The sequence below is a fragment of the Amycolatopsis sp. NPDC051128 genome (assembly GCF_040682715.1).
Classification (GTDB): domain Bacteria; phylum Actinomycetota; class Actinomycetes; order Mycobacteriales; family Pseudonocardiaceae; genus Amycolatopsis.
Map to the genome: position 1 here is coordinate 177817 of NZ_JBFBBN010000011.1, position 21224 is coordinate 199040.

22 protein-coding genes are annotated in these 21224 nt (G+C 71.5%); 7 read left to right on the forward strand and 15 right to left on the reverse strand.

Translation table 11 applies throughout. From position 1 onward, the window contains the following. Positions 1-5: 5 nt before the first annotated feature. From AB0M82_RS14770 to AB0M82_RS14820, 11 genes are all read right to left on the reverse strand, one after another. Complete coding sequence (locus AB0M82_RS14770) at positions 6-164, reverse strand: DUF6760 family protein (protein ID WP_003098516.1); 159 nt, start codon at positions 162-164, stop codon at positions 6-8. Next, complete coding sequence (locus AB0M82_RS14775; RefSeq protein WP_364721637.1) at positions 161-610, reverse strand: hypothetical protein; 450 nt, start codon at positions 608-610, stop codon at positions 161-163. The genes AB0M82_RS14770 and AB0M82_RS14775 overlap by 4 nt, the downstream gene beginning before the upstream one ends. A gap of 4 nt (positions 611-614) precedes the next feature. Further along, on the reverse strand, positions 615-1058 hold the full coding sequence (locus AB0M82_RS14780; RefSeq protein ID WP_364721639.1) for a phage tail protein: 444 nt from the start codon (positions 1056-1058) through the stop codon (positions 615-617). 18 nt (positions 1059-1076) lie between these two features. Next, entirely contained in the window at positions 1077-2630 is a 1554-nt protein-coding gene (locus tag AB0M82_RS14785) for a phage tail sheath subtilisin-like domain-containing protein (RefSeq protein ID WP_364721641.1), read from the reverse strand. A gap of 269 nt (positions 2631-2899) precedes the next feature. After that, positions 2900-3640 (reverse strand): DUF4157 domain-containing protein, encoded by a 741-nt coding sequence (locus AB0M82_RS14790; RefSeq protein ID WP_364721643.1) that lies wholly within the window; start codon positions 3638-3640, stop codon positions 2900-2902. Positions 3641-3744: 104 nt separating this feature from the next. Continuing rightward, positions 3745-5730: an ATP-binding protein gene (locus AB0M82_RS14795; protein WP_364721645.1), complete on the reverse strand. Its 1986-nt coding sequence runs from the start codon at positions 5728-5730 to the stop codon at positions 3745-3747. Next, positions 5727-6389 carry a DUF4255 domain-containing protein gene (locus AB0M82_RS14800; protein ID WP_364721647.1) on the reverse strand — a complete coding sequence of 221 codons (663 nt, stop codon included), beginning with the start codon at positions 6387-6389 and terminating at the stop codon, positions 5727-5729. The genes AB0M82_RS14795 and AB0M82_RS14800 overlap by 4 nt, the downstream gene beginning before the upstream one ends. Positions 6390-6679: 290 nt before the next feature. Further along, positions 6680-7696 carry a pectinesterase family protein gene (locus AB0M82_RS14805; protein ID WP_364721649.1) on the reverse strand — a complete coding sequence of 339 codons (1017 nt, stop codon included), beginning with the start codon at positions 7694-7696 and terminating at the stop codon, positions 6680-6682. A 30-nt stretch (positions 7697-7726) separates the two neighbouring features. After that, on the reverse strand, positions 7727-8581 hold the full coding sequence (locus AB0M82_RS14810) for a rhamnogalacturonan acetylesterase (RefSeq protein WP_364721651.1): 855 nt from the start codon (positions 8579-8581) through the stop codon (positions 7727-7729). 389 nt (positions 8582-8970) lie between these two features. Beyond that, positions 8971-9486 (reverse strand): hypothetical protein, encoded by a 516-nt coding sequence (locus tag AB0M82_RS14815; RefSeq protein ID WP_364721653.1) that lies wholly within the window; start codon positions 9484-9486, stop codon positions 8971-8973. 74 nt (positions 9487-9560) lie between these two features. Then, positions 9561-10094, reverse strand: coding sequence for a peroxidase-related enzyme (locus tag AB0M82_RS14820; RefSeq protein WP_364721655.1), 534 nt, complete (start codon positions 10092-10094; stop codon positions 9561-9563). A 221-nt stretch (positions 10095-10315) separates the two neighbouring features. On the opposite strand from AB0M82_RS14820, the gene AB0M82_RS14825 reads away from it, so the two are divergent. The 3 genes from AB0M82_RS14825 to AB0M82_RS14835 are packed head-to-tail and all read left to right on the forward strand — an operon-like array spanning position 10316 to position 14257. After that, positions 10316-12898: an ABC transporter permease gene (locus AB0M82_RS14825; protein ID WP_364721657.1), complete on the forward strand. Its 2583-nt coding sequence runs from the start codon at positions 10316-10318 to the stop codon at positions 12896-12898. After that, complete coding sequence (locus AB0M82_RS14830) at positions 12891-13583, forward strand: ATP-binding cassette domain-containing protein (protein WP_364721659.1); 693 nt, start codon at positions 12891-12893, stop codon at positions 13581-13583. Before AB0M82_RS14825 ends, AB0M82_RS14830 begins: the two co-directional genes overlap by 8 nt. After that, positions 13580-14257: an ATP-binding cassette domain-containing protein gene (locus AB0M82_RS14835; RefSeq protein WP_364721661.1), complete on the forward strand. Its 678-nt coding sequence runs from the start codon at positions 13580-13582 to the stop codon at positions 14255-14257. Before AB0M82_RS14830 ends, AB0M82_RS14835 begins: the two co-directional genes overlap by 4 nt. Positions 14258-14587: 330 nt before the next feature. On the opposite strand, the gene AB0M82_RS14840 is transcribed toward AB0M82_RS14835, so the two are convergent. Next, the gene (locus AB0M82_RS14840; protein ID WP_364721663.1) at positions 14588-15475 is read right to left on the reverse strand and encodes a hypothetical protein; all 888 of its coding nucleotides are present in this window, start codon (positions 15473-15475) and stop codon (positions 14588-14590) included. 558 nt (positions 15476-16033) lie between these two features. Between AB0M82_RS14840 and AB0M82_RS14845 the strand changes: the two genes are divergently transcribed. Beyond that, complete coding sequence (locus AB0M82_RS14845) at positions 16034-16390, forward strand: VOC family protein (RefSeq protein ID WP_364721665.1); 357 nt, start codon at positions 16034-16036, stop codon at positions 16388-16390. Here the strand turns inward: AB0M82_RS14845 and AB0M82_RS14850 are convergent. Further along, the gene (locus tag AB0M82_RS14850; RefSeq protein ID WP_364721667.1) at positions 16387-17226 is read right to left on the reverse strand and encodes an oxidoreductase; all 840 of its coding nucleotides are present in this window, start codon (positions 17224-17226) and stop codon (positions 16387-16389) included. The two genes, AB0M82_RS14845 and AB0M82_RS14850, sit on opposite strands and share 4 nt — an antisense overlap. Positions 17227-17323: 97 nt before the next feature. On the opposite strand from AB0M82_RS14850, the gene AB0M82_RS14855 reads away from it, so the two are divergent. Further along, on the forward strand, positions 17324-18226 hold the full coding sequence (locus tag AB0M82_RS14855; protein WP_364721669.1) for a LysR family transcriptional regulator: 903 nt from the start codon (positions 17324-17326) through the stop codon (positions 18224-18226). Here the strand turns inward: AB0M82_RS14855 and AB0M82_RS14860 are convergent. Beyond that, positions 18214-18549 (reverse strand): rhodanese-like domain-containing protein, encoded by a 336-nt coding sequence (locus tag AB0M82_RS14860; protein WP_364721671.1) that lies wholly within the window; start codon positions 18547-18549, stop codon positions 18214-18216. The two genes, AB0M82_RS14855 and AB0M82_RS14860, sit on opposite strands and share 13 nt — an antisense overlap. A gap of 74 nt (positions 18550-18623) precedes the next feature. Then, positions 18624-19253 carry an NAD(P)H-dependent oxidoreductase gene (locus AB0M82_RS14865; protein ID WP_364721673.1) on the reverse strand — a complete coding sequence of 210 codons (630 nt, stop codon included), beginning with the start codon at positions 19251-19253 and terminating at the stop codon, positions 18624-18626. A 62-nt stretch (positions 19254-19315) separates the two neighbouring features. Here AB0M82_RS14865 and AB0M82_RS14870 point away from each other — a divergent pair, with 62 nt between their 5' ends. Both AB0M82_RS14870 and AB0M82_RS14875 read left to right on the forward strand, forming a co-directional pair. Beyond that, on the forward strand, positions 19316-19951 hold the full coding sequence (locus tag AB0M82_RS14870; RefSeq protein ID WP_364721675.1) for a helix-turn-helix domain-containing protein: 636 nt from the start codon (positions 19316-19318) through the stop codon (positions 19949-19951). Between the two features lie 58 nt (positions 19952-20009). Beyond that, positions 20010-21089 carry a GDSL-type esterase/lipase family protein gene (locus tag AB0M82_RS14875; protein ID WP_364721677.1) on the forward strand — a complete coding sequence of 360 codons (1080 nt, stop codon included), beginning with the start codon at positions 20010-20012 and terminating at the stop codon, positions 21087-21089. The last annotated feature ends 135 nt before the right edge of the window (positions 21090-21224 follow it).

A 21224-nucleotide genomic window follows, 5' to 3' on the forward strand; every position in this document is an offset into this window, starting at 1 on the left:
CAGCGTCACCGTCCCTGGCTCATCCGGGTGTTGATCCGGGCGATCTCGGCGACGTAGGTCAACCGGTCGGGGTGTTCGAGGTCGAGGATGTCGTCGAGCGACCAGTGCAGGTGGTAAGCGACGTACGCGACTTCCTCGTGCAGCCGGTCGGCCGCGTACGTCACGATTCCCCCAGGCGGCCACCGGCGACGTCGACGACGAAGCTGTGGCCGCACTCGGGGCAGGCGACGCCCGCCCTGGTGTGTCCCTCGCTGTTGATCCGGCGGTACATGTCCTGCAGGAAAGCCAGGTCCGAGGCGAACAGGTTCTCGATGATCCCGGCGTGCACGTCGGTGATGTCGCCGATCCGGGTGACCACCCGGGCCAGCAGCACCACCGTGAGGAACGCCGAATTCTCGCGAACCCGGTCGTCCCGCAGCGGGATCAGCTCGTCCCGCGCGGTGGCCAGCCGCATCACCCCGGAGTGGTGCACCTTGCCTTCGTCGTCGACGTACCCGCGCGGGAGCTCGAACGCGAACTCGGTCCGCAGCTTCGGCCGGTCCGCCCGGGGCTCCCCCGCCACCGGGGCGGGGGCCTCCTCGACCGGCGCCGACGCCATCACCCTGCGCATGGGCTCACTCGACTTCCATCTGCTCGTAGGTGATCACGATCTTCTCGGTGAGCACGCTGGTGTCGCCCGCTTTCAGCGAGCCGATCTCCAGGCTCTTCGGCCACGCGTTCGTGAGCTTGTAGCGCTTGAGCGCGGTGCCCTCGTAGTCGTAGACGATGATCGCGCCGCCCTTGCGCGCGGAGCCCATCTTGCCGAAGTGGGCGTCCTTCACCCACTTCTCGAAGCTGTTGTCGTCGGTGAGACCACGGGTCAACGTCACCTCGCCGGCCTTCGGGCGGCCGGGCAGCTTCTTGATGACGTACTTGCCGTCGGCGGTGTTCTGCTTGAGCTCGATGACGTCCTGCTCCATCTTGAGGCCGGAGACCTCGGAGATCTGCTTGATCTGGACGCCGTCGATCTCGAGCCCGAAGGAGTGGCCTACCGCCTTGTCAAGATCGGGAAGTGCCATTGCGATGGAGTCCTTTCACTACTCGTTGACCAGGCTGGTGCCGCCGGACATCTGGGCCAGCCGGAAGATCACGAACTCCGCCGGTTTCACCGGGGCGATGCCCACTTCGCAGATCACCTGGCCGAGGTCGATCCCTTCGGCCGGGTTCGTCTCCCGGTCGCACTTGACGAAGAAGGCCTCGTCCGGGGTGAGCCCGAACAACGCGCCCTTGCGCCACTCCATCACCAGGAACGCGCTGATCGTGCGCCGGATCCGCGCCCACAACGCGTCGTCGTTCGGCTCGAACACGACCCACTGGGTGCCGCCGAGGATCGACTCCTCGAGGTAGTTGAACAGCCGCCGCACGTTGAGGTAGCGCCACGCCGGGTCGCTCGACAGCGTCCGCGCGCCCCAGACCCGGATGCCCTTGCCCGAGAACGACCGCACGCAGTTGACGCCGATCGGGTTGAGCAGCTCCTGCTCGGCCTTGGTCAGGTGCGTCTCGAGCGCGAGCGCGCCGCGGACGACCTCGTTGGCCGGCGCCTTGTGGACGCCGCGGGTGGCGTCGGTGCGCGCCCACACGCCGGCCATGTGGCCGCTCGGCGGGATGAACGTGTTGGTGCCGGTGGCGGGGTCGAGCACCTGGACCCAGGGGTAGTACAGCGCCGCGTACTTCGAATCGTAGCCGGCCCCGTCCATCCGCCAGCTCCGGACTTCCTGGGGGTTGAGCGACGGCGGCGGGTCGATGATCGCCATCCGGTCGCCCATCAGCTCGCAGTGCGCGATCATCGCGAGCTGCACGGCCTTGACCGTGTCCAGGTCGATCAGGTCGCGCTGGTAGGCGGCCATCACGTCCGGCGCCGCGACCATGGTGATCTCGTCGATCGCCTCCAGGCCACCGAACCCGGTGCGGTCGGAGACGTCACCGACGTAGTCCCCGGCCGCGACCCGGCGCGGGACCGGCGGCGTCTGGGCCTCCTTCGCCGGCTCGGTGAGCACCGCGGCGCCCTTGTCGGGCTTGGCGACCGCGCCACCGGTGGCGATCTCCTCGATGGTGATGAAACTGGACTTCTCCCGCACCGCCGTGACGACGTTCTCCTTGGTGCGCTTGGTCGTCACGTTGTGCGTTTCGACGACCTTGCCGTCCTGCTTGACGAGCACGGTGAACCGGTCGTCGGCGGGGTTGTCGCCGGCCGGCTCGGCCACCTCGACGGTGATCTCCCCGGCCTGCTTGCCCTCCGGCAGCTCCTTCGCGACGAAGCGGTAGCCGCCGAGCACGGCCTGGCGTGCGGCGATCTGCTTCGGGGCGGCGCCGTTTTCGTGGGCGCGCGACCCGCCGACGCGGACGATGTAGCAGTTGGTGCCACCGTTGAGGAAGTAGCCGTAGACCGACTGGGCCAGGTAGCAGCCCTCGACGAAGTCGCCGAAGGTCTGCGTGAACTGGCCCCAGTTGGAAACCAGCGTCGGGGTGTTGAAGGGACCGTCCGCCGCGAAGCCGACGAAGGCGGCCACTGCGGTGCCCACGCCCTCGATCGGCCGCGCGCCCGCCTCGACCTCCTCGACGTACACCCCCGGCGTGAGATAGGTGGGCATGCGTGCCTCCCTTGTCGACGCACAAAGTCTTGTCAACGGCGATGTTGCTGCCCACGCGTTATCGGCGAAACGACCGTGCGGATATGCCCGCGGGAACCGATCTCTGCCCTTAAAGGCAACTGCCCGTTCGGGCGCCGCCGCCCGCCCGTCCGGCCGTCGGCAACCGGCCGAACGGGGCCGGCAGTGAAGGCACGCGGGACAGGGCGCCACGGAAACCGCCCGCGCCGGCCGAAGTGAACCTGGAAAGACGCAAAGAAGCCTTGGTCGGCTCAGACCTCTTCGTCGATCTCTTCCTCACGCTGCACGTAGGTCTGAGCCATCTTCTCCTCTTCGGCTTCTTCGGCCTCAGGAGCTGCTTCCTCGCGCTGAACGGCCGCCGAGTCCTCGGAAGAAGAGTGCCCGCCATCCTCACAACGCTGCACCGCCGGCCCAACCGGAGCGGGCGTCGACATCAGCCGGTCCGCGTTCGCCACGGCCTCGCGCTCGAACCGATCGGACGGATCGGAAACCTTCACGCCACCACCGGCGTCCGTCCCGTCCACCGGGCCGCTGCGCTGCTGAACCACATGGGTCAGCTCGTGCGCCAGCATGTGCTTCCCGCCCTCGGACGAGGGGTCGTACTTGTCCCGCTGGAACACGATGTTCGACCCCACCGTGTACGCCTGCGCGTTCACCGACTTCGCCGACTCGTGCGCCGCGCCGTCGGTGTGGACCCGGACGTCGCCGAAGTCCTGCCCGAAGCGGGTCTCCATGTCGGACCGCGTCTCGGTGTCCAAGGGCGCGCCGCCGCCCGAACCGATGACCGAGTGCACCGGTGACTCCTCGACCAGAGTGCTCGCGCCCGCGTTGCCCACCGCGCGCTGCAGGCCCAGCATGCCCGCCGGGCCGAGGACGTCGGTGCGGCCGGCCGCCGCGGCGCGGCCCATCAGGCCGGCCTCGTCCCGGTCGGTCCGATCGCCGCGTGGCCGCGCGTTCGGTTCGAGGTCGGTGTCATGACTGTGCCCGCGCATGGTCAGCTCCCTCCGCCGCCCGTCAAGCTTGCCCCGCCGCCGCGCCGCGCGCCAGACTGGCGTGCGCGGCCGAACGGGCGGCAAAACCTGCCCGGACGGGCAGCTCAGCCGTCCGTCACCATCGCCAGGTACGGGCCGAACTCCCGGTCGAGGCAGAGCCGGCCCAGCTTGCGGTACTCCCGCGCGACCGCGCCGACCAGGTCGCTCATCGCCACCGGGCGGCCCGCTTCGGCGGCCAGGTACGCGCCGGTGACCGCGGCCGAGCGGATGTGCCCGCCCGCCAGCTCGAAGGCCTCGGCGAGGAACCCGAGATCCAGGTCCGCGCCCCGCGGCATCCGGACGCCCAGGCAACGGTCCCACAGCTGGCGCCGGAGTTCGACGTCCGGCAACGGGAAATCCACGATGACGTCGAGGCGCCGGGTGAAGGCCTCGTCGAGGTTCGCCCGCAGGTTCGTGGCCAGCACCGCGATGCCGTCGAAGGTCTCCATCCGCTGCAGCAGGTAGGCGCTTTCGATGTTGGCGTAGCGATCGTGCGCGTCGCGGACCTCGGACCGCTTGCCGAAGATCGCGTCCGCCTCGTCGAACAGCAGGACGCCGTTGACCCCGGACGCCTCGGTGAAGATCCGTTCCAGGTTCTTCTCCGTCTCGCCGACGTACTTGTCGACCACGGTCGCCAGGTTCACGGTGTAGAGGTCCAGCCCGAGCGAGGAGGCGATGACCTCGGCGGACATCGTCTTGCCGGTCCCCGAGTCCCCCGCGAAGAGCCCGGTCACGCCCCGGCCGCGCCCACCGCCCGGGCGCATCCGCCACTCGTCGAGCACCTGGTCGCGGTACCGCGCCCGCGCGGCCAGTTCGTCCAAAAGGGACAGCACGCCGGCCGGCAGCACCAGGTCGGGCCAGCCGACGGCCGGTTCGATCCGCCGCGCGAGCCGTTGCAGGCCGGCGGCGTTCTGGCTCCGCGCGCCCGCGCGCAGGTGAGCCGTCCGGACCAGCCCGTCGTCGGCCAGCGCGGTCACCGACGCCGCCTTCGCCGCGCGGGCGATCTGTCCCGGACCCAGCACGAAGTGCGCGGTCGCCTCCCCCGGGTCGACGTCGGGGGCGAGCCTGCCGTCGAGGCGGCTGCGCCAGAGGTCCGCGCGGCTCGCGGCGGACAGCGGCAACGCGTCGAGCTGCAACGGCGGGGTCGCGCTCCACCGCGGGTCCCAGGACCCGGTGCCGTGCACCACCAGCGGGATCGCCGGGTGCGCCAGCTGTTCCAGCCGCGGGTCGTCCACCGGGCCCAGCACGATCCCGGCGCCGCGCAGCAACGCCTCCCGCCGCAGCGACCCGGTGAGCTCGGCGTGGCCGGGCTCGGCCTGCCAGCGCGCCGCGTCCACCACCAGCGCCGGGAACCCGGCCGCGGCGAGCGCGCCGATGCCGAGCTCCTCGGCGCCGCCACCGGGATGCTCCTTCAGGTAGACCAGCCCGACCTGGCCGCGGATCGCGCGGGCGAGCCGCTCCCGGCCAGGGACGTCGACGAGCTCGGTGCCCAGGTGGGCGCAGCCGGCGAGCTCGGGCGCGAGCCGGTCGTCGCCGAGCAGGTGGTTCACCACCCGGTCGGGGACGCGCAGCGTGCGCGAGAGGAACGGCCGTTCGTCGTCCCCCACGGTGAGCAGGCCGCAGGTGACCAGCGGGGAGTCGGCGTCGAGCCGGGCGCGGCCGGCGGCCGACGCCTCGGGGATCCCGCACAGGCGCAGTGCCAGCCCGGCGGTCGCGCGGCGGCGGGTCACGTCGTCGTTGAGGTAGCCGTAGAACTGCTCGAACCGGCTGTCCAGATCGGGCGCGAGCGCGACCAGCAGCAGTTCGACGTCGACGCCGGTGAGTCCCGCGCGTTCGGCGAGCGGGCGCAGCCTGCCGTCCGGGACGGAGTCCGTGAACGGCGGGAACGGCTCCCGGTGGCCTTCCAGCAGCGCGTCGATCGCCTCGTTCGACAGGTACAGCCCACGAAACGGGTCGTCGGGGTTCGGGTCGGCCGCGCGGCGGCCGTCGACCGCGTCGCGGATGCGCTGTTCGAGGCGGGCCAGCCGCCCGAACAGGTACTCCAGGCTCACCGGGGCTTCCGGTGGGTGCGCGCCATGGCGACCCGGCGCTGTCCTTCGACCGCCCCGTTTTCGCCGACGTGGTGCCCGATGAGCTCACTGGGGCTTCCAGTGTCGAGCCGGAGGCCTTCCTTCGCGGGCGGCCCGGCCGGGTACACGCGTCCACTGTGGATCGGAGCCGAGACGACGACGTCCAGCGACGGCTTGAGCTCGCCACCCAGCGCGGTCCACACGTCGGCGAACGCGCGGTCCTCCGGCGGCGGCAGCGCGACGGTCATCGGCACCGGCAGTCCCATCTCGGCCAGCGACCCGGTGAGCACCTCGACCGGCACGGCCTCGTAGCGCAGCAGGCCGAGCAGCAGGTCCGACAGCACGCGGTGCTCGTCCTCCGGGCGCTGGGTCCACGCGGTGACGAGGTAGGACAGCTTGACGTGCTTGGGCGGCAGGTGCCGCGCCGCGACCTCGCCGCGCTGGTCGTACTCGTTGAGCAGCCCGCGCGAACGGCGTCGCATGTCCTCGCGCACGTCGTAGAGGTAGATGTTGACGGTCGGGGCGTTGCGCCGGGCCGCCCAGTCCTTCGTGGGCGCGTCGAAGGCGACGTCGACCTCGCTGCCGCGCAGCGCCTCGTCCTTCACCAGCCGCCGCAGCGCCTCGTCGACCTCGTGGATCACCGGCGGACCTCCTCGGACAGCGGTCCCTCCACGATGATCGCGGGTGCGCCGATCGGCCAGCCGCGCAGCGGCAGACCTTCGGGTACGCCCGGCTGCCCGTAGGGGCAGGGTCGGCTCCGTTGACGGTGGCCCGCGGAAGCGCCCCAATGTGGCGTTGGGTGCGTTGAATCAGCACTGCGGCGCGGAGCGCCTCCGTTGAGGGCGGTGGTGGGTGCGTTGGATGCACCCAACGCCACATTGGGTGCATCCAACGCACCGAACGCCACATTGGGTGCGCCCAACGCACCGAGCTACTGCACCGGGTTCCAGCCGTCGCCGCCGGCCAGGTACTTCTGCGCCGTGTAGTTCGCCGCCGTCGAGCCGCTCATCTGCGGGCGGTCGGTGGTGCCGGTGCTGGCTCCGGCGCCGGTGTTGCCGTACTCGGTGAACCGGCACGTCTTCCAGGAGAAGCCGCTCATGTCCTGCCAGGCGCCGGCCTGGCGGATGTGCCCGCCCAGCGTCGAATCCCGGACCAGCACCTGCCCGATCGCGTCGGCGGCGCCACCGGCGTGCCAGCAGCGGCCGAGTGCGACGGTGCGCGCCGCGGCCGAGCTCGTCAACGTCGACCTGGTGATCAGGATGCCGTACTTGTTCGCGGCGTTGGTCGCCGCGGCGGTGATGTAGCCGTTGTTGCTGCTGCCGCGGTCCAGCGAGCGGATGGTCGTGGAGTCGATCACCAGCGCGCCGTTGCCGTAGATGAAGTCGACGGCGCCTTCGATGTAGCTCTTGTAGACGTACTGGCGGACCTGCGAGCTCCCGGTGCCGCCCCAGGACAGGAACGTGTCCTGGTAGCCCAGCAGGCGGACGTTGCGGTAGACCTGCCGGTCCCCGCCCGCGTACAGCGCGAGTGCCTGGCTGTCGTGCGCGGCGTAGGTGTTGGCGATCGTCAGTCCCTTGACCGTGGTGTCCTTGGCCAGGTTGAGCACGGTCGCGCTGCCTGAGGTGCCGGCGGTGGAGGCGGGGGTGTTCCCGGTGATCACGACGTCGGTCGCGGTCCCGGTCGTGCCCTGCAGGGTGACGCCGGACTTGCTCGACGGAATGGACACCTGGCCGCGGTAGGTGCCCGGCTTGATGTTGATGACCGAGCCGGACGAGACCGCGCTCAAAGCGGCCTGGATGGTGCTGTAGTTGCCGGAGCCGTCGGCCGCCACGGTGACCGTGGTGGCGGCGTTGGCCGGGGTGGCGAGCGCGACGCCGGCCAGCGGCAAGGCGGCGAGTGTGGTGGCGGCGCGGACCACGACGGTCCGGCGGTTGCCGTGAAGACGCATGCGTGAACCTTTCGTCGGTGCGCCCGGCCCTCAGTAGGGCGCGGTCGTGGGCCAGACGATCGCGCTGGTGGGGACGGACGCGGTGAGCTGCCGGAAATCGGCGGCGGGCAGGACGCCCTGGTCGCGCAGGGCGGTGGCGACGAGCCGGGCGACCTCGATCGCGCCGAATGCCTGGAAGTGCGTGTTGTCCGCGCTGCCGCTGGGATAGTTCGGGTAATTTCCCGCCGGGAAGATCATGAAGTGCTTCTTCGTTCCTTCGACGCCCACGCGGTTCCACAACGCCGTGCTGGCCGCGGTCAAATCGACCAGCGGCACCCGCTTGGCCGCCGCGAGTTCCCGCATCGCCGCCGGATAAGCGCCGTGCGACGGCGACATGACGCCCGCACTGGTGAAGTGACGCCGCTCCACCGGCGTGAGCAGGACCGGGATCGCCCCCTTGGCCCGGCTCTTGTCGACGTACTGGGAGAGGTACTGCTTGTACGTCGTCGACGGCTCGGTGTAGCGAGCCGGGTCGTCGATCTTCTCGTCGTTGTGCCCGAACGAGATCAGCAGGTAGTCGCCCTTCTTGATCAGCCCGAGGATGTGGTCCAGCCGGCCCAGGTCGATGAAGCTCTTGGAGCTGGCCCCCGACTTGGCCACGTTCACCGCCACGGCGTTCGACGTCAGGAACACCGGCAGCGCCTGCCCCCAGCCCGCCCGCGGAGCCTGCGAAGACACGTAGGTCGACGCGGTGGAGTCACCCGCGATGTAGACGTGGACGGGGGTCGCCGCCGAGGCACTCCCTCCCGTGCCGGCCAGGGTGACGGCCGACAAGGCGGCCACCACACCGACGACGGCGGCACGCCGGGCCGCGCGCCGCGGCCACAGCGGTCGGTTCAGCAGCATGCGCAGCCTTCCTCTCGGAGCAGCCGGCCACCCCATTCGACGCGTATTCGACAATCGCCGTTCAACGCCGTTTCGCTGTGTGGAGCGGGCAAAGAATGTGCATCCGGCGCGCGCAGTAAGCGCTTTCTCGAAAGGGTAAGTCAACGATCACGGGGTGTCAACGCGCACCGGACAGCCGCGTCCGGCCCTCCCGGGCACATTGGGGCGCATCAGGTCTCGCGCACGAGCCCGCGGACTGGATGAGGACGATCTCCGTGGCACCCGCGCCGAAATACGCCAGTTCGTGCTGCCGGCCGAGGCGGCGCTGCACGGCCGCGAAAGCGAGCACGAGGCCGCCGCCACAGCGATGCCGCGCGCGGCCGCCCGTTCGGCGTCGCCCGGTTCAGGCACTACCACCGTTCGCGTGTATCTCCCACCGAGCGCAGCAACGCCAGGACCGCGGCCGACTTCGTCTCGTCGAGGAACCGCAGTCCCATGAAGTTGTCGCCCGGGGTGAAGCCGGGCAACGCCCAGATCTCCTCGTACCGCAGCTCCAGGCGCCGGTACCGCCGCAGGCTGTAGACGTTGCTCCACAGGCACTTGCCGGGCTCCGGGTTCCACAGCCGCCGCGCGAACGCGGGGTTGCGGAAGCCGTGCCCCACCTCGGCGATCGCCCGCACGTGCTTGCCGCCGGTGAACAGCACGACGTCGCCGGTGGTCACCGTGTCCATCCGCCGGTCGTACTTGTCCCTCGCGCCCCAGAACCGCGCCCGGCCACCCGGGTGCAGCGCGGTCAGGCGGGCGAGGTCCGTGGGGTCGAGGAGGTCGGCGTGCTCACCGAAGGCCACCGTCCGCTCCAGCGTGACAGCTCCGTACCGGCGCGCTTCCGGGGTGCCGTAGGAAGGCTGGACGAAGACCTGGGCCACGGCCGTACGCTACCCCGGCGACAACGGCCTGGACCAGCCGTCCGTTGTGGACGGACAGGTGCCGGGCTCCCTGATCAGCGGCCGTAGCCCTCGGCGGCCAGCACCTTCCCCATCTGCTCGTAGGCCGCCGGGTCGTCCGGCGCGACCGTGGCCAGGCCGTCGACGTAGCGGTTGTACATGCAGAACGCCGCCGCGATCAGCACGGTGTCGTGCACTTCGACGTCCGTCGCGCCCTCGGCCCGGGCCGCCGCCACCAGCTCGGCGGTGACGGCGCGGCCGGTTTCGCGGACGGCCAGCGCGATCCGCAGCAGGGCCTTGACCCTGGCCGAAACCGGTGCCTCGTCGATGTCCGCGCACGCCGCGTCGACGACCGCCTTGCCGCCGTCGAGGGTCTCGGCCGCCACGGCGGCGTGACTGCCGGTGCAGAACCGGCATTCGTTGCCGTTCGACACCACGGCCGCGATCAGCTCGCGCTCGCCGACGGTCAAGCTGTTCGGCCCGCGCAGGAGGGTCTGCGCCAGCGCGTTCAGCGGCACCGCGGTCTCCGGCCGGAAGGCGAACAGCGACCGGATCCCGGGCAGCTGCGGGTCGAGCGGGATGTGCGGCATCGGTTCCTCCTGGCGGGGGCAAGATCGTCCCTGCGCAGTCTTCCGGCTCGCGGCGGCCGAGCCAACCTCCGTTTTGCCCAACCGGGCAAGATCGGCTCGGCGAAGCGGCCGTGGCCACAGCGGGTGAGCAACGATCGCGGGAAAAGCGTTCCCACTCTGGGGATCTGCCGGTAACGTGCGCGTCCATGCGGGTGATGTGGGGGAAAATTGGACAACCCAGAGTGACCAAACCGTGGCGCGCGGCCCCCAAAGCCGCCCTCTCCAGTCCGCTGACGCTGATCGTGGCGGCCGTGACCTCGCTGCTCGCCTGTTTCCTCGGCACGGCAGCGGTTCTGCAGGCGTCCGCGGCCGGCGGGGCGACGGTCGCCTACCAGACCGGGATCACCTGCCCCGACAGCTACGGCCCGGTGTTCGGCAAGGGCAACATCCCCGTCAAGGACATCCCGGCGCTCACCCAGGCCGTCCAGCGGCACGCGCCCGCACACGGCTTCGGCGCCCCCGTCGTCGGCCAGTACACGCACGTCCTGTTCGGCACCAAGTTCGACGGCGGCCCGAGCTACAAGGTCCGGCTCGCCTCCCGTGACCAGGCCGGCTTGGACAACCTGGCGCTGCAGCAGGGCACCCGCGCGCCCGGGCTGTGGCTCGGCAACGTCCTGGCCGACGGCGAGCACATCCCGGTCGGCGCCAAGCCCAGCTTCCAGGGCGTCGCGCTGCCGCCGGTCACCGGCGTCTACCGCGACCTGGTCGACCCGCCGCCGCGGTGGTGGTGCTCCCAGGAGTCCGGCGCGGTCGTCGACCGGCTGGCCAACGACCCGATCGACTCGATCGTGTTCGCCACCGACCGGAAGTCCTTCGACGACGCGATCCAGGCGATCGGCCTGCCGACGATGCAGTACTTCAACATCTCCTTCTACGAACCGGCGCCGGCCACCCTCAGCGGCGCCGAGGACCTGCTGCGGCGCTCGCGCGACCTCATCGCCGACGTCCGCGCCGACCTGACCGCCCAGGGCCTCGGCTCCCTGGTCGCCGCCGACGTCCCGACGTTCGAACGCTCGGTGCAGATCGCCCGCCAGGCCCGGGACAACGTGTTCGTCTCGATCCTGCCGCTCGCGCTGATCAGCGTCCTGGTCGGCTGCGCGGGCCTCGGCACGGTCGCCCTGCAGTGGTACCAGCGGCGGCACGCGCAACTGCGGCTGCTCTCGGCCCGCGGCAGCGGCCCGGGCGCCCTCGGCGGGCTCGCCGTCGCCGAACTGGGCCTGCCGATCCTGCTCGGCGGCGCCGCCGGCGCGGTCGCCGCGCGGGTGCTGCTGCGCGTGTACGGCCCGCCCGGCATGCCCGACCCGGCGGCGGTGCTGCGAGCAGGCGGGGTCGCGGCGGCGGTGCTGGTGGTCTCGCTGGCGCTGCTGGCCCTCGTCGTGGCCGTGCGCGCGCATCGGGAGTTCGAACTCGGCCGGTCGCGCCGCAAGGGCAACCGCGTGCGGCTGCTGGCGTACTTCCCGTGGGAGCTCGCGACAGCGGGCATGGCCTGGCTCGGCTGGACCCGCCTGGTGCGCTACGGCACCGCGTCCCGGCTGGGAAATCCATTACCGCAGGTCGACCAGCTGGCCCTGACCTACCCGGTGTTCGTCGTGCTGACTGTCGGGCTGCTGACCGCGCGGCTGGCGTGGCTCGCCCTGCACGCGTCCCACCGCGCCCGGTTCTGGTCGCGCCCGGCGCTGCAGCTGGCGATCCGGCGGCTGGCCGGCGCCCGCGCCCCGGTGATCGGGGTGCTCGTCATCGGCACCCTCGCCACCGGCACGCTGGCCACCGGCATCGGCATCGCCCGTGGCCAGGAGGAGGCCCTGGACACCAAGTCGGCGATCTTCGTCGGCAGCAACGCCCGCCTCGACACCGACAGCCCGATCGGGATGGGCGACGTCGCGATGCCGGCGTCGCTGGCCGGCACGAGCACCGTCGTCGGCGAGCTGACCGGCCCCGGCGGCGTGGTGCTGGTGGTCGACCCCGCGACGTTCGCCCGCGCCGCCGCCGTGGACCAGGTGCCGGCCGGCGACATCGACGAGCTGCTGCGGAAGATCTCGCGGCCCGACCCCCGCGGCACGCCGGTGATCCGCGTCGGGCACACCCCCAAGCAGACCGCACAGCTGCCGGCGGGGCTGCCCGACGCCGTCGTCGCCGGCGACCTTCCGGTGTTCCCGATGACCGGCACCTCACCCGGCTACGTCATCTCCCGCACGGTGCTCAGCCACGCCCAGCTGGACGGCGTGCCGAAGTGGAGTGTGCTGACGAAGTCGCCGATGGCGGACGCGACGAGCGCCCTGCGCGCCGCGGGGGTGTTCATCCCGAACCGCGTCAGCCGCGAAACCGCGCTGGACGGCCTGCCGTTCTTCGTCGTGTCGTGGACGTTCTCGTTCGTGGCGCTGCTGGGCGCGGTGCTCGGCGTGGTGGCGATCCTGGCGCTGCTGGTGGCGGTCGAAGTCCGGCGGCGGCAGAACGCGCTGGCCGGAGCGCTGGTGCTCCGCATGGGCATGCGGCCACGGACGCTGCTGGCCAGCCACCTCATGGAGCTGGGAGCGCTGAGCGGGCTGGCGATCGCCGTCGGAGTGGCGTGCGGCGTCTCGGTGGCGGGCCTGTCGGTCCCGCGGTTCGACCCGGCGACGTTCCTGGCCCCGCGCTCCGAACTGCCGGACCCGCTGCCGTTCGTGCTGACGGTGCTGGCCATCGGGGTGCTCGTGGTGGCCCTGGCCGGCTGGATCGCGGTGCGCTCGGTGCGCACCGCCCGGACCGCGGAGCTGATCCGTGCCTGACAAGCCGATTTTCCAGCTGCGCGGCATCGGCGTCGACTACCGGACGCCCGCCGGGGTGGTCACCGGCGTCGACGACGTCAGCTTCGACGTGCCCGCCCGGGGCATGACCGTGTTCGCCGGGCCGTCCGGCTCCGGGAAGTCGACCCTGCTGCGCGTCCTGGGCCTGTTCGAGCCGCCCGCGCGCGGCACGCTGACCTTCCAGGGCGCCGACGTCCGCAAGCTCAAGCACCGCGAACGGCGCGCGCTGCGCCGCCACCACCTCGGGCTGGTGTTCCAGAACCCGGGCGACAACCTGCTCGGGTACCTGAACGTCGCCGACAACCTCCGGGCGGCCGCCGAGGCCGCCGGGACGGAGTGCCGGCCGGACGACATCCTCGGGCAGCTGGGCCTGGACGGCACCGGCGGCTGGAAGATCTCCGCGCTGTCCGGCGGCCAGCAGCAGCGCCTGGCCTTCGGGTGCGTCCTCGCCGCCCGCTCGACGGTGATCCTCGCCGACGAACCGACGTCCCAGCTGGACGAAGCGTCGGCCGACCTGGTGCTGGACACCCTGCGCTACCTGGTCGACCAGGACTTCGCGGTGCTGGTCGCCTCGCACGACGAACGCCTCATCGACCTCGGCGCGCGGGTGGCCCGGCTGCACAAGGGCGTACTCGAAGGCGTCGAAGAACGGGAGTCCCGGCCATGACCGTGCCATCGATGGTCGAAGCCGTCGGCCTGCGCCGCAGCTTCGCCCACCCCAGCGGGGACATCGAGGTGCTGCGCGGGCTGGAACTGCGCGTCGCCGCCGGCGAGCTCGTGACGGTGTCGGGCCGATCGGGGTCCGGCAAGAGCGCGCTGCTGGCGCTGCTGTGCGGCTTCGACTCCCCCGACTCCGGCTGCGTGCTGCTCGACGGCGTCCCGATCGGCGACGCGCCGCCGTGGCACACGTGCGCGGTGCTGCCGCAGGCGCTCGGGCTGGCCAACGAGCTGACGATCGCGGAGAACGTCGCCCTGCCGCTGCGGCTGCGGTCGGACGTCCCGCGCCCGTCTCCCGCGGCGATCCGGAACCGGGTCACCGAGCTGCTCGACGAGCTGGGCATCGGCGAGCTCGGCGACCGCTACCCCCTGGAGGTGTCGTTCGGGCAGCAGCAGCGGGTGGCGCTGGCCCGCGCGGTCGCCGGCAGGCCGCGCGTCCTGCTCACCGACGAGCCGACGGCGCACCTCGACGCGGGCAGCACCCCACGGGTGCTGCGGCTGCTGCGCCGCTGCGCGGCGGAAGGAGCGGCGGTGATCGTCGCGACCCACGACGACGAGGTCCACCGCATCGCCGACCGCCGCGTCCGCCTCCTCGACGGCGTCCTCACCGCCCTGCTGGACTGACCGGCCGTTGAGCGCCTTGAGCAGAGCGGCGAGGGCCTGCTCGATGTCGGCGGAGGCCACCTTCGCCACGGAGGTGTCCGAGGTGCGCGGACATCCGAGGCGGCGGCGAACGGCGCCTTGACCGTGGCGATCTTGTAGTCACGGCCAGCGACGTTGACCATGTTGACGCGTGCGCGCAGCACGAACGGAATCCAGAAAGCTACGGCGTCCACAACTGGGCCCGCGGACACCCGGTCGAGCTGTACCGCTTCCTCGGCGGGCTGCTGACACGCCCAGCAGCAGCAACTCCAGCTCATGCGGTTCGTGGCGAACCCCGGAAAGAACCACAGGTCAGCGGCGCGGCGGGTAATGTCGGCCGCCCTGCTCCGGCGGCGGGCCCTGGAAGCGGCCCTCGGCCGGCATGTACGTCGTCCCGCCCTCAGCCCCGGACGGCGGGACGGGGTTCGCCGGGTCGCGCTGGGCCTGCTCGGCTTGGCGACGGGCGTGCCCGGAGTGGCCGCCGTGTTGCTCGGCGTTTTCCCGCATCCTGGGGATCTCGTGCTCGGCCTTGTCCAGCCAGCTTTCCCAGCGCGAACGCATCGGCCCGATCAACCCGCCGCCGACCCCGACCACGGCAATGCCGCCGACAGTTGCGAGGACGGTGATCAGGACAGGGGTCGTGACGGTGGTGGCGATCCCGATCTGATTGAGGGCGGCGATGACACCGAGGGCGAGGATGAACACCGAGGCGATCGTGCCCAGCACCCGGCCGTAGGTCAGCCCGGAGAGGCTGGCACCGATCAGGTTCTTCACCGCGGCGGCGACCGCGGCGGCCACGACGATGATCACGATCGCGACGATGACCCGCGGCAGCCACGCGACAATGGCTGTCAGCAGGTCGGAGACCGGGTTGGGGCCCCAGACGCTGAACGCGATCTGCAAGGCGACCAGCAGGATGGCGTAGTAGACGATCTTCGCGACGATGTCGGAGGCGTCCATCGAGGAGCGTTCAAGTGCGGTCTTGATGCCGCCGCGCTCGACGAGCCGGTCGAACCCCACCCGCTCCAAAATCTTGCCGACCAGCTTGGCCAGGCCCTTGGCGATCAGCCAGCCGATCACCATGATGATCAGGAACGCGAGCAGTTTCGGGACGAACGTCGCCACCGTGCGCCAGGCGTCGGAGATCCCGCCGCTGATGTCGACCGCGGCCAGGTAAGCCGGCGCGGATGTGGGATTCATGGGTTCGTGTCCTTTCCAGTGCAGCAGGTCCTCTCGCTCCCCGCATTCCCGGGCACTTCGAACGAGTGGTGACGGCGACTTCCCCGCATGCGCGGCTTCAAACCCGTGAACGAGGCGCGCCGAGGTTTCTTGAGTTGCATCGACGCTGGTCAGCGGGCTGGAAAGGACTACTGGCCGCCCGGCGGGAAAGTGCGCAAATCCCCCCGCGCGGGGGGTGCGAGGTTTTATTCAGCGGAGGTAGAGGTACTAGATGTCAGCCCTTCGTCGACTCTTTTTTCGTTGCCGCGCCTTCCCCTGGGCCGCAGCGGCACTGACCCCAGCCCCATTCGTCGGGGCGCACTCGACGACCCGGACGGGTGAGGCCATTTGGGGGTTCGCCTTCTCGTCTCGACGAGTTCTCGGACCGGCTCGGCGCACGAGTTTCGCGCCGAAGGCGCCCGGTACTGGCGAGGAGGCCAGTACCGGGCCGCGCAGCGAGTCGTCAGGAATCGAGAAGCGCCGGTCAGCGGGCGGGCATAGCGTCGTCGCCGTACCACACGACGACGTCAGGAGCACCGCATGACCACCCAGGGAATCAAGACCGTCCTGCACCCCGTCTCCGACCTGGCCGCGGCCAAGGCCGTCTACACCGCCCTGCTCGGCACCGAACCACAGGCCGACGCGCCCTACTACGTCGGCTACGACACCGCGGGCCAGCACATCGGCCTGGTGCCGAACGGCGCGCAGCAGGGCATGACCGGGCCGGTGACGTACTGGCACGTCGCCGACATCGAGGCGAAGCTCGCCGAAGTGACCGCGGCCGGCGCGAAGGTCAAGGACGAGCCGAAGGACGTCGGCACCGGCCGCCTCGTCGCGACCTTCACCGACCCCGACGGCAACGTCCTCGGACTGCTCCAGGACCCCGAACAGGCCTAGTCCAGCGCGGTCGAGCGGCTGACGTCCTCCCAGGCGGCCAGATCCGCGGCCAAGGCCTCGTGCTGCGCCCGGATCGCGTCCACCGCGTCCGCGCCCAGCGCGAGGCGCAGCGGCGCGTCGTCGCGGTCCACCGCGCGGAGGATCGCCGCCGCCGCCTTGGCCGGGTCGCCGGGCTGAGCGCCGTCCATGGCCTCGACCGCCTCCCGCGTGCCCGAGGTCGACACGGCGTAGGCGTCGATCGTGCGGGAGCGGTGCATGCGGCCGCCACCGAACTCGGTGCGGAACGCGCCGGGCTCCACGATCAGCACCCGCACCCCGAACGGCGCGACCTCCGCGGCCAGCGCCTGCGACAGGCCTTCCAGCGCGTACTTCGCCGCGCAGTACGCGCCGAAGCCCGGCATCGACAGCTGCCCGCCCATCGAGCTGATCTGCACGACCGTGCCGCTGCCCTGGGCGCGCAGGTGCGGCAGCACGGCCTTGGTCACCTCGACCGCGCCGAAGAACATCACCTCCATCAGGCCACGCAGCTCGGCCATGGTGAGTTCCTCGACCGCGCCGACCGAGCCGTTGCCGGCGTTGTTGACCACGACGTCGATCCGGCCGAACGCCTCGAGCGCGGTCTTGACCGCCGAGCCGACCTGCCCGGGGTCGGTGACGTCCAGCGCCGCGGTCCGGACCCGCTCACCACCGCGCTCCTGCAAGTCCGCCAGCGTTTCCGGCCGCCGCGCCGTGGCCAGCACCCGGTCGCCCGCGGCCAGGGCCGCCAGCGCGATCTCCCGGCCGAAGCCGGCGGAGCAGCCGGTGATCAGCCAGACCCGGCCGTCGGTGTTCGTCATCTTCGCGTTCCTCCCAGTGGTTTCCTCCTTCCATCCTGGGGAAGATCACGCCCGCGCCGCCAACACCGATGTCCTGCCGGAGCTACAGTCAGAGCCTGTGACCCCCGAGTTGCGGCAGCTTCGCTACTTCGTCGCCGTCGCCGACGAGACCAGCTTCACGCGGGCCGCCGCCGGGCTGCACATCGCCCAGCAGTCGCTGTCGCAGCAGATCACCGCACTGGAACGGAATCTGGGTGCCCGGCTGTTCCACCGGGACGCCCGCGGCGCCCGCCTCACCGCCGTCGGAGAACTGTTCCTGCCGGAGGCCCGCGCGGTGCTGGCCCGCGCCGACGAGGCCGTCGCGACGCTCGGCCGGGCGGTGCGCGGCGAGATCGGCAGTGTGCGGCTCGCGTTCCTCACCACCACGGCGAACTACCTGCTGCCGCCGGTGGTCCGGGCGGTCCGCGAGCGGTTCCCCGGGCTCGCGGTGACGACGGCCGAGGCGTCGATCGCCGAACTCGTCGACGGCCTGCGCGAGGGCCGGTTCGACCTGGCGTTCACCCGGCCGCCGCTGGTCGAGGGCCTGGCGTCACGGACACTGCTCACCGAAGAGGTGTGCGCCGTCCTCCCCGCGGAGCACCCCCTGGCCGGGCACACGCGCTTGACCCTGGCGGACCTGGCCGCCGAACCGTGGGTGCTGACCCCGCGCGGCAGCTGGGAACCCTGGCACCGCAGCTACGACGACGACTTCGCGGCCGCCGGCTTCACCCCGCGCGTGGTCCAGCGGGCGGCCACCGTGCAGGGCCTGCTGGGCCTCGTCGCGGCCGGGGTCGGGGTCACCCGGCTGACCCGCTCGTCCCACAGCCTCCGGCGCACCGGCGTCGCGTTCGTGCCCCTGGCCGGCGACGTCGCCCGCACCGAGCTGGTGTGGCTGCCGCGCAACGACAATCCGGCCCTGGGCACGATCATCGACGTCGCCGTCGAGCTCGCGGCGACCACGGACCTGACTCAGGCAGGCTGACCGATTTCGGTCGGCAGCCCGGCGTTCACCCAGTCCTCGATGCCCGCGGCGTACTTGCGAACGTTCGTGTAGCCCAGCCGTTCCAGCTGCGCGGCGACCTGGCCGCTGTTCGCGCAGGCCGGGTTGGAGCAGTAGGTGACGATCGCGGCGGCCTTGTCCGGCAGCAGTGCGGGCGCCTTCGCCGCCACGTCGTCGGCGACGAGGTTGATCGCCCCCGGCAGGTGCCGGGCGGCGTAGTAGGAGTCCGGGAGCGCGTCGACGAGGACGATCTCGCCGGTCTCGAGTCCCGCTCGCACGGCGTCACGGTCGATGGTGCTGGTCATGGTGTCTCTCCTTCAGAAATTTCCGGGGCTGCGCCCCGGGCCGGGGGCTCCGCCACCCGGACCCCCGAAAAGCATCAAAAGGTCTTGGCGGCGTCGCGGGCCGCCTCGTGCGCGATCCGGGACAGTTCCTCGGCGTCACCGGTCAGGGTCGGGTGGAACCGGATCTCGGTGACGTCGTCGATGCCGGCCCAGTTCAGCCAGCCGGTGAAGAACGGCGCCTGGAAGTCCGCGCCGAACTCCGGCCCGAGGCCGGGGCCCCACACCGCGCTGGTGTAGACGACGGCGGCGCGCTTGCCGCGGCCGGCGAGCAGGCCTTCGTACCCGGTCACCGGGTCGACCCCGAACATCAGTCCCGGCTGGGACACGACGTCGACGAACTGCTTGAGCACGTACGGCACGCCGGAGTTCCACATCGGCACGCTGAACAGGATCCGGTCGGCGGCGTCGAACCGGGCGAAGGCCGCCTTGGCCGCTTCCCAGGCCTCGGCTTCGTCGCCCTCAGGGGTCCCGCCGCCGAAGACCGTCATCTTGGCGCGTGCGGCGGCCGGGCCGAACGCCGGCAGCGAGCCGTCCCAGAGGTCCCATTCTTCGACCTCGGCGTCCGGGTGGATGGCGCGGTAGGTGTCCAGGAAAGTAGCTGCCACGCGCAGCGACTGGGAGTCCTCCCCCCGTGGAGACGCGGAAATGTGCAGCAGATCAGGCATGTCGGTGCTCCTGGTAAGGGTGCCGGCTTTCGCCGGACGAAGAATCGGACTAGAGTCCGCTTATGCCTTCGAACCGTAGCGGACCGGAGTCCGCTTCGTCAACGCCGACGGAACTGCCCGTCCTCGGCGCCCCCGTGCGCGAACGGGCCGACGCCGCCCGCAACCGGATCCGCGTCCTCACGGCCGCGGAAGCGCTGTTCGCCGAACGCGGCGTCGACGCGGTGACCATGGACGACGTCGCGAGCGCCGCCGGCGTCGGCAAAGGCACCCTCTACCGCCGCTTCGGCGACAAGGGCGGCCTCGCCATGGCCCTGCTCGACGAACGGGAACGCGAGCTGCAGGAACGCATCCTGACCGGCCCGCCGCCCCTCGGCCCGGGCGCCGGGCCCGCGGACCGACTCAGCGCGTTCGTCGAGGCCTATCTCGATTTCCTGAGCCGGCAGCTCGACCTCGTCCTGCTGTCGGAGACCGCCACCACCGGCGCGCGGTTCCGGACCGGCGCCCACACCCTGTGGCGCCGGCACTGCCGGCACCTGCTCCGCACCGGCGGCGCGACCGACCCCGAGATCGCCGCGGACGTCCTGCTCGCGGCACTGGCGGCCGAGCAGGTCCGGCACTGGCTGGGCGATCGCGGAATCAGCCTGCCGACGCTGGCGGAGTCACTCGTCCGGCTGGCGAGGACCTGGCTGCCGGAGTGATCAGTGACGCACCGTGCCCAGGACCGGTTCGATCACCCCATCCGTAGAATCGACGGCGATGCGACGTCTTCGGTGGTACTGGGGGGCCCTGGTCCTCGCCAGCGTGGCCCTGATGGTCGGGCTCTTCGTCTTCTTCGGCTCCGAAAGCAAACCCGGGCAGCCCCAGCCGCGGCAGGGCCCACCGGGCACCGGACCGCTCACCGTCGTCGCGATGGGCGACAGCACAGTCTCCGGCGAAGGCGCCGGGCAGTACACCGCCGCGACCAACGGCCAGGGCGGCAACTGGTGCCACCGCTCCCCCCACGCGTTCGTGGAAAAGATCGCCGTCCCCGGCGTCACCGCGCACGTCAACCTCGGCTGCTCCGGCGCGCCCGCCGAACAGGTCGCGCTCGGCGAGGCCAAGCAGTGGACGGAAGGGTCGCAGGCGGGGCAGCTGGCCGCACTGGTGAGGGACCACCGGGTGGCCGCGGTGGTGATCGCGGTCGGCGCGAACGACGAGCCGAAGTTCTCCAACCAGGTCAACGACTGCTTCAAGGCGTGGTTCAACGCCGGCGGCCCGCCGTGCAGCACGGTGCTGAAGCAGACCTGGCAGTCCAAAGTGGACGCGATGGTGCCGAAAGTCGCGGCCGCGGTCTCGGACGTGAAGAAGGTGCTGGCGCAGGCGGGTTACGTGCCCGCGGACTACCAGCTGATCCTGCAGTCCTACGCCGCCCCGATCGGCCCGGACCTGCCGGAGGACCTGCGCAACCTCAACGGCTGCCCGTTCCGGGTCGAGGACCTGCGCTGGATCTCCCAGACCGGCATCGGCGTCCTGTCATCCGGCCTGAAGGCGGCCGCGCAGCAGGCGGACGCCCGGTTCCTCGACCTGGCGAAGGCGGGCGCGAAGCACGAGGCGTGCAGTGGCGGCGCCAACCCGGCGACGGAGTGGTTCACCCGGCTGACGCTGCAACTGGCCGACCTGGGCCGGGCCGAACGGGCCGGGCACGCGCTGCAGGAGTCGTTCCACCCCAACGCCGCCGGGCACACCGCGATCGCGAACTGCCTGACGGAGTTCATCGCGGCCCGGGACGGGAACGCGTCCTGCCTGGCCGGCGCGGACGGCAAACTCCACCCGGCGCCGGAGGTCGTGGCCCGCTGACCGGAAGGGTCGCCCCGGGCCTCAAGCGCCCCAATGTGGCGTTGGTTGCGTCCAACGCACCCAATGTGGCGGGGGGGGGGGGGGGGGGGGGGTGCAGTCGGACAGATAAATGATTATTTTATTGTTGGGTGGTTG

Coding starts and splice junctions, on each gene's coding strand:
- AB0M82_RS14775 (WP_364721637.1), bottom strand. CDS start 610: ATGCGCAGGGTGATGGCGTCGGCGCCGGTCGAGGAGGCCCCCGCCCCG.
- AB0M82_RS14780 (WP_364721639.1), bottom strand. CDS start 1,058: ATGGCACTTCCCGATCTTGACAAGGCGGTAGGCCACTCCTTCGGGCTC.
- AB0M82_RS14785 (WP_364721641.1), bottom strand. CDS start 2,630: ATGCCCACCTATCTCACGCCGGGGGTGTACGTCGAGGAGGTCGAGGCG.
- AB0M82_RS14790 (WP_364721643.1), bottom strand. CDS start 3,640: ATGCGCGGGCACAGTCATGACACCGACCTCGAACCGAACGCGCGGCCA.
- AB0M82_RS14805 (WP_364721649.1), bottom strand. CDS start 7,696: ATGCGTCTTCACGGCAACCGCCGGACCGTCGTGGTCCGCGCCGCCACC.
- AB0M82_RS14810 (WP_364721651.1), bottom strand. CDS start 8,581: ATGCTGCTGAACCGACCGCTGTGGCCGCGGCGCGCGGCCCGGCGTGCC.
- AB0M82_RS14820 (WP_364721655.1), bottom strand. CDS start 10,094: ATGCCGCACATCCCGCTCGACCCGCAGCTGCCCGGGATCCGGTCGCTG.
- AB0M82_RS14835 (WP_364721661.1), top strand. CDS start 13,580: ATGACCGTGCCATCGATGGTCGAAGCCGTCGGCCTGCGCCGCAGCTTC.
- AB0M82_RS14840 (WP_364721663.1), bottom strand. CDS start 15,475: ATGAATCCCACATCCGCGCCGGCTTACCTGGCCGCGGTCGACATCAGC.
- AB0M82_RS14845 (WP_364721665.1), top strand. CDS start 16,034: ATGACCACCCAGGGAATCAAGACCGTCCTGCACCCCGTCTCCGACCTG.
- AB0M82_RS14850 (WP_364721667.1), bottom strand. CDS start 17,226: ATGACGAACACCGACGGCCGGGTCTGGCTGATCACCGGCTGCTCCGCC.
- AB0M82_RS14860 (WP_364721671.1), bottom strand. CDS start 18,549: ATGACCAGCACCATCGACCGTGACGCCGTGCGAGCGGGACTCGAGACC.
- AB0M82_RS14865 (WP_364721673.1), bottom strand. CDS start 19,253: ATGCCTGATCTGCTGCACATTTCCGCGTCTCCACGGGGGGAGGACTCC.
- AB0M82_RS14870 (WP_364721675.1), top strand. CDS start 19,316: ATGCCTTCGAACCGTAGCGGACCGGAGTCCGCTTCGTCAACGCCGACG.
- AB0M82_RS14875 (WP_364721677.1), top strand. CDS start 20,010: ATGCGACGTCTTCGGTGGTACTGGGGGGCCCTGGTCCTCGCCAGCGTG.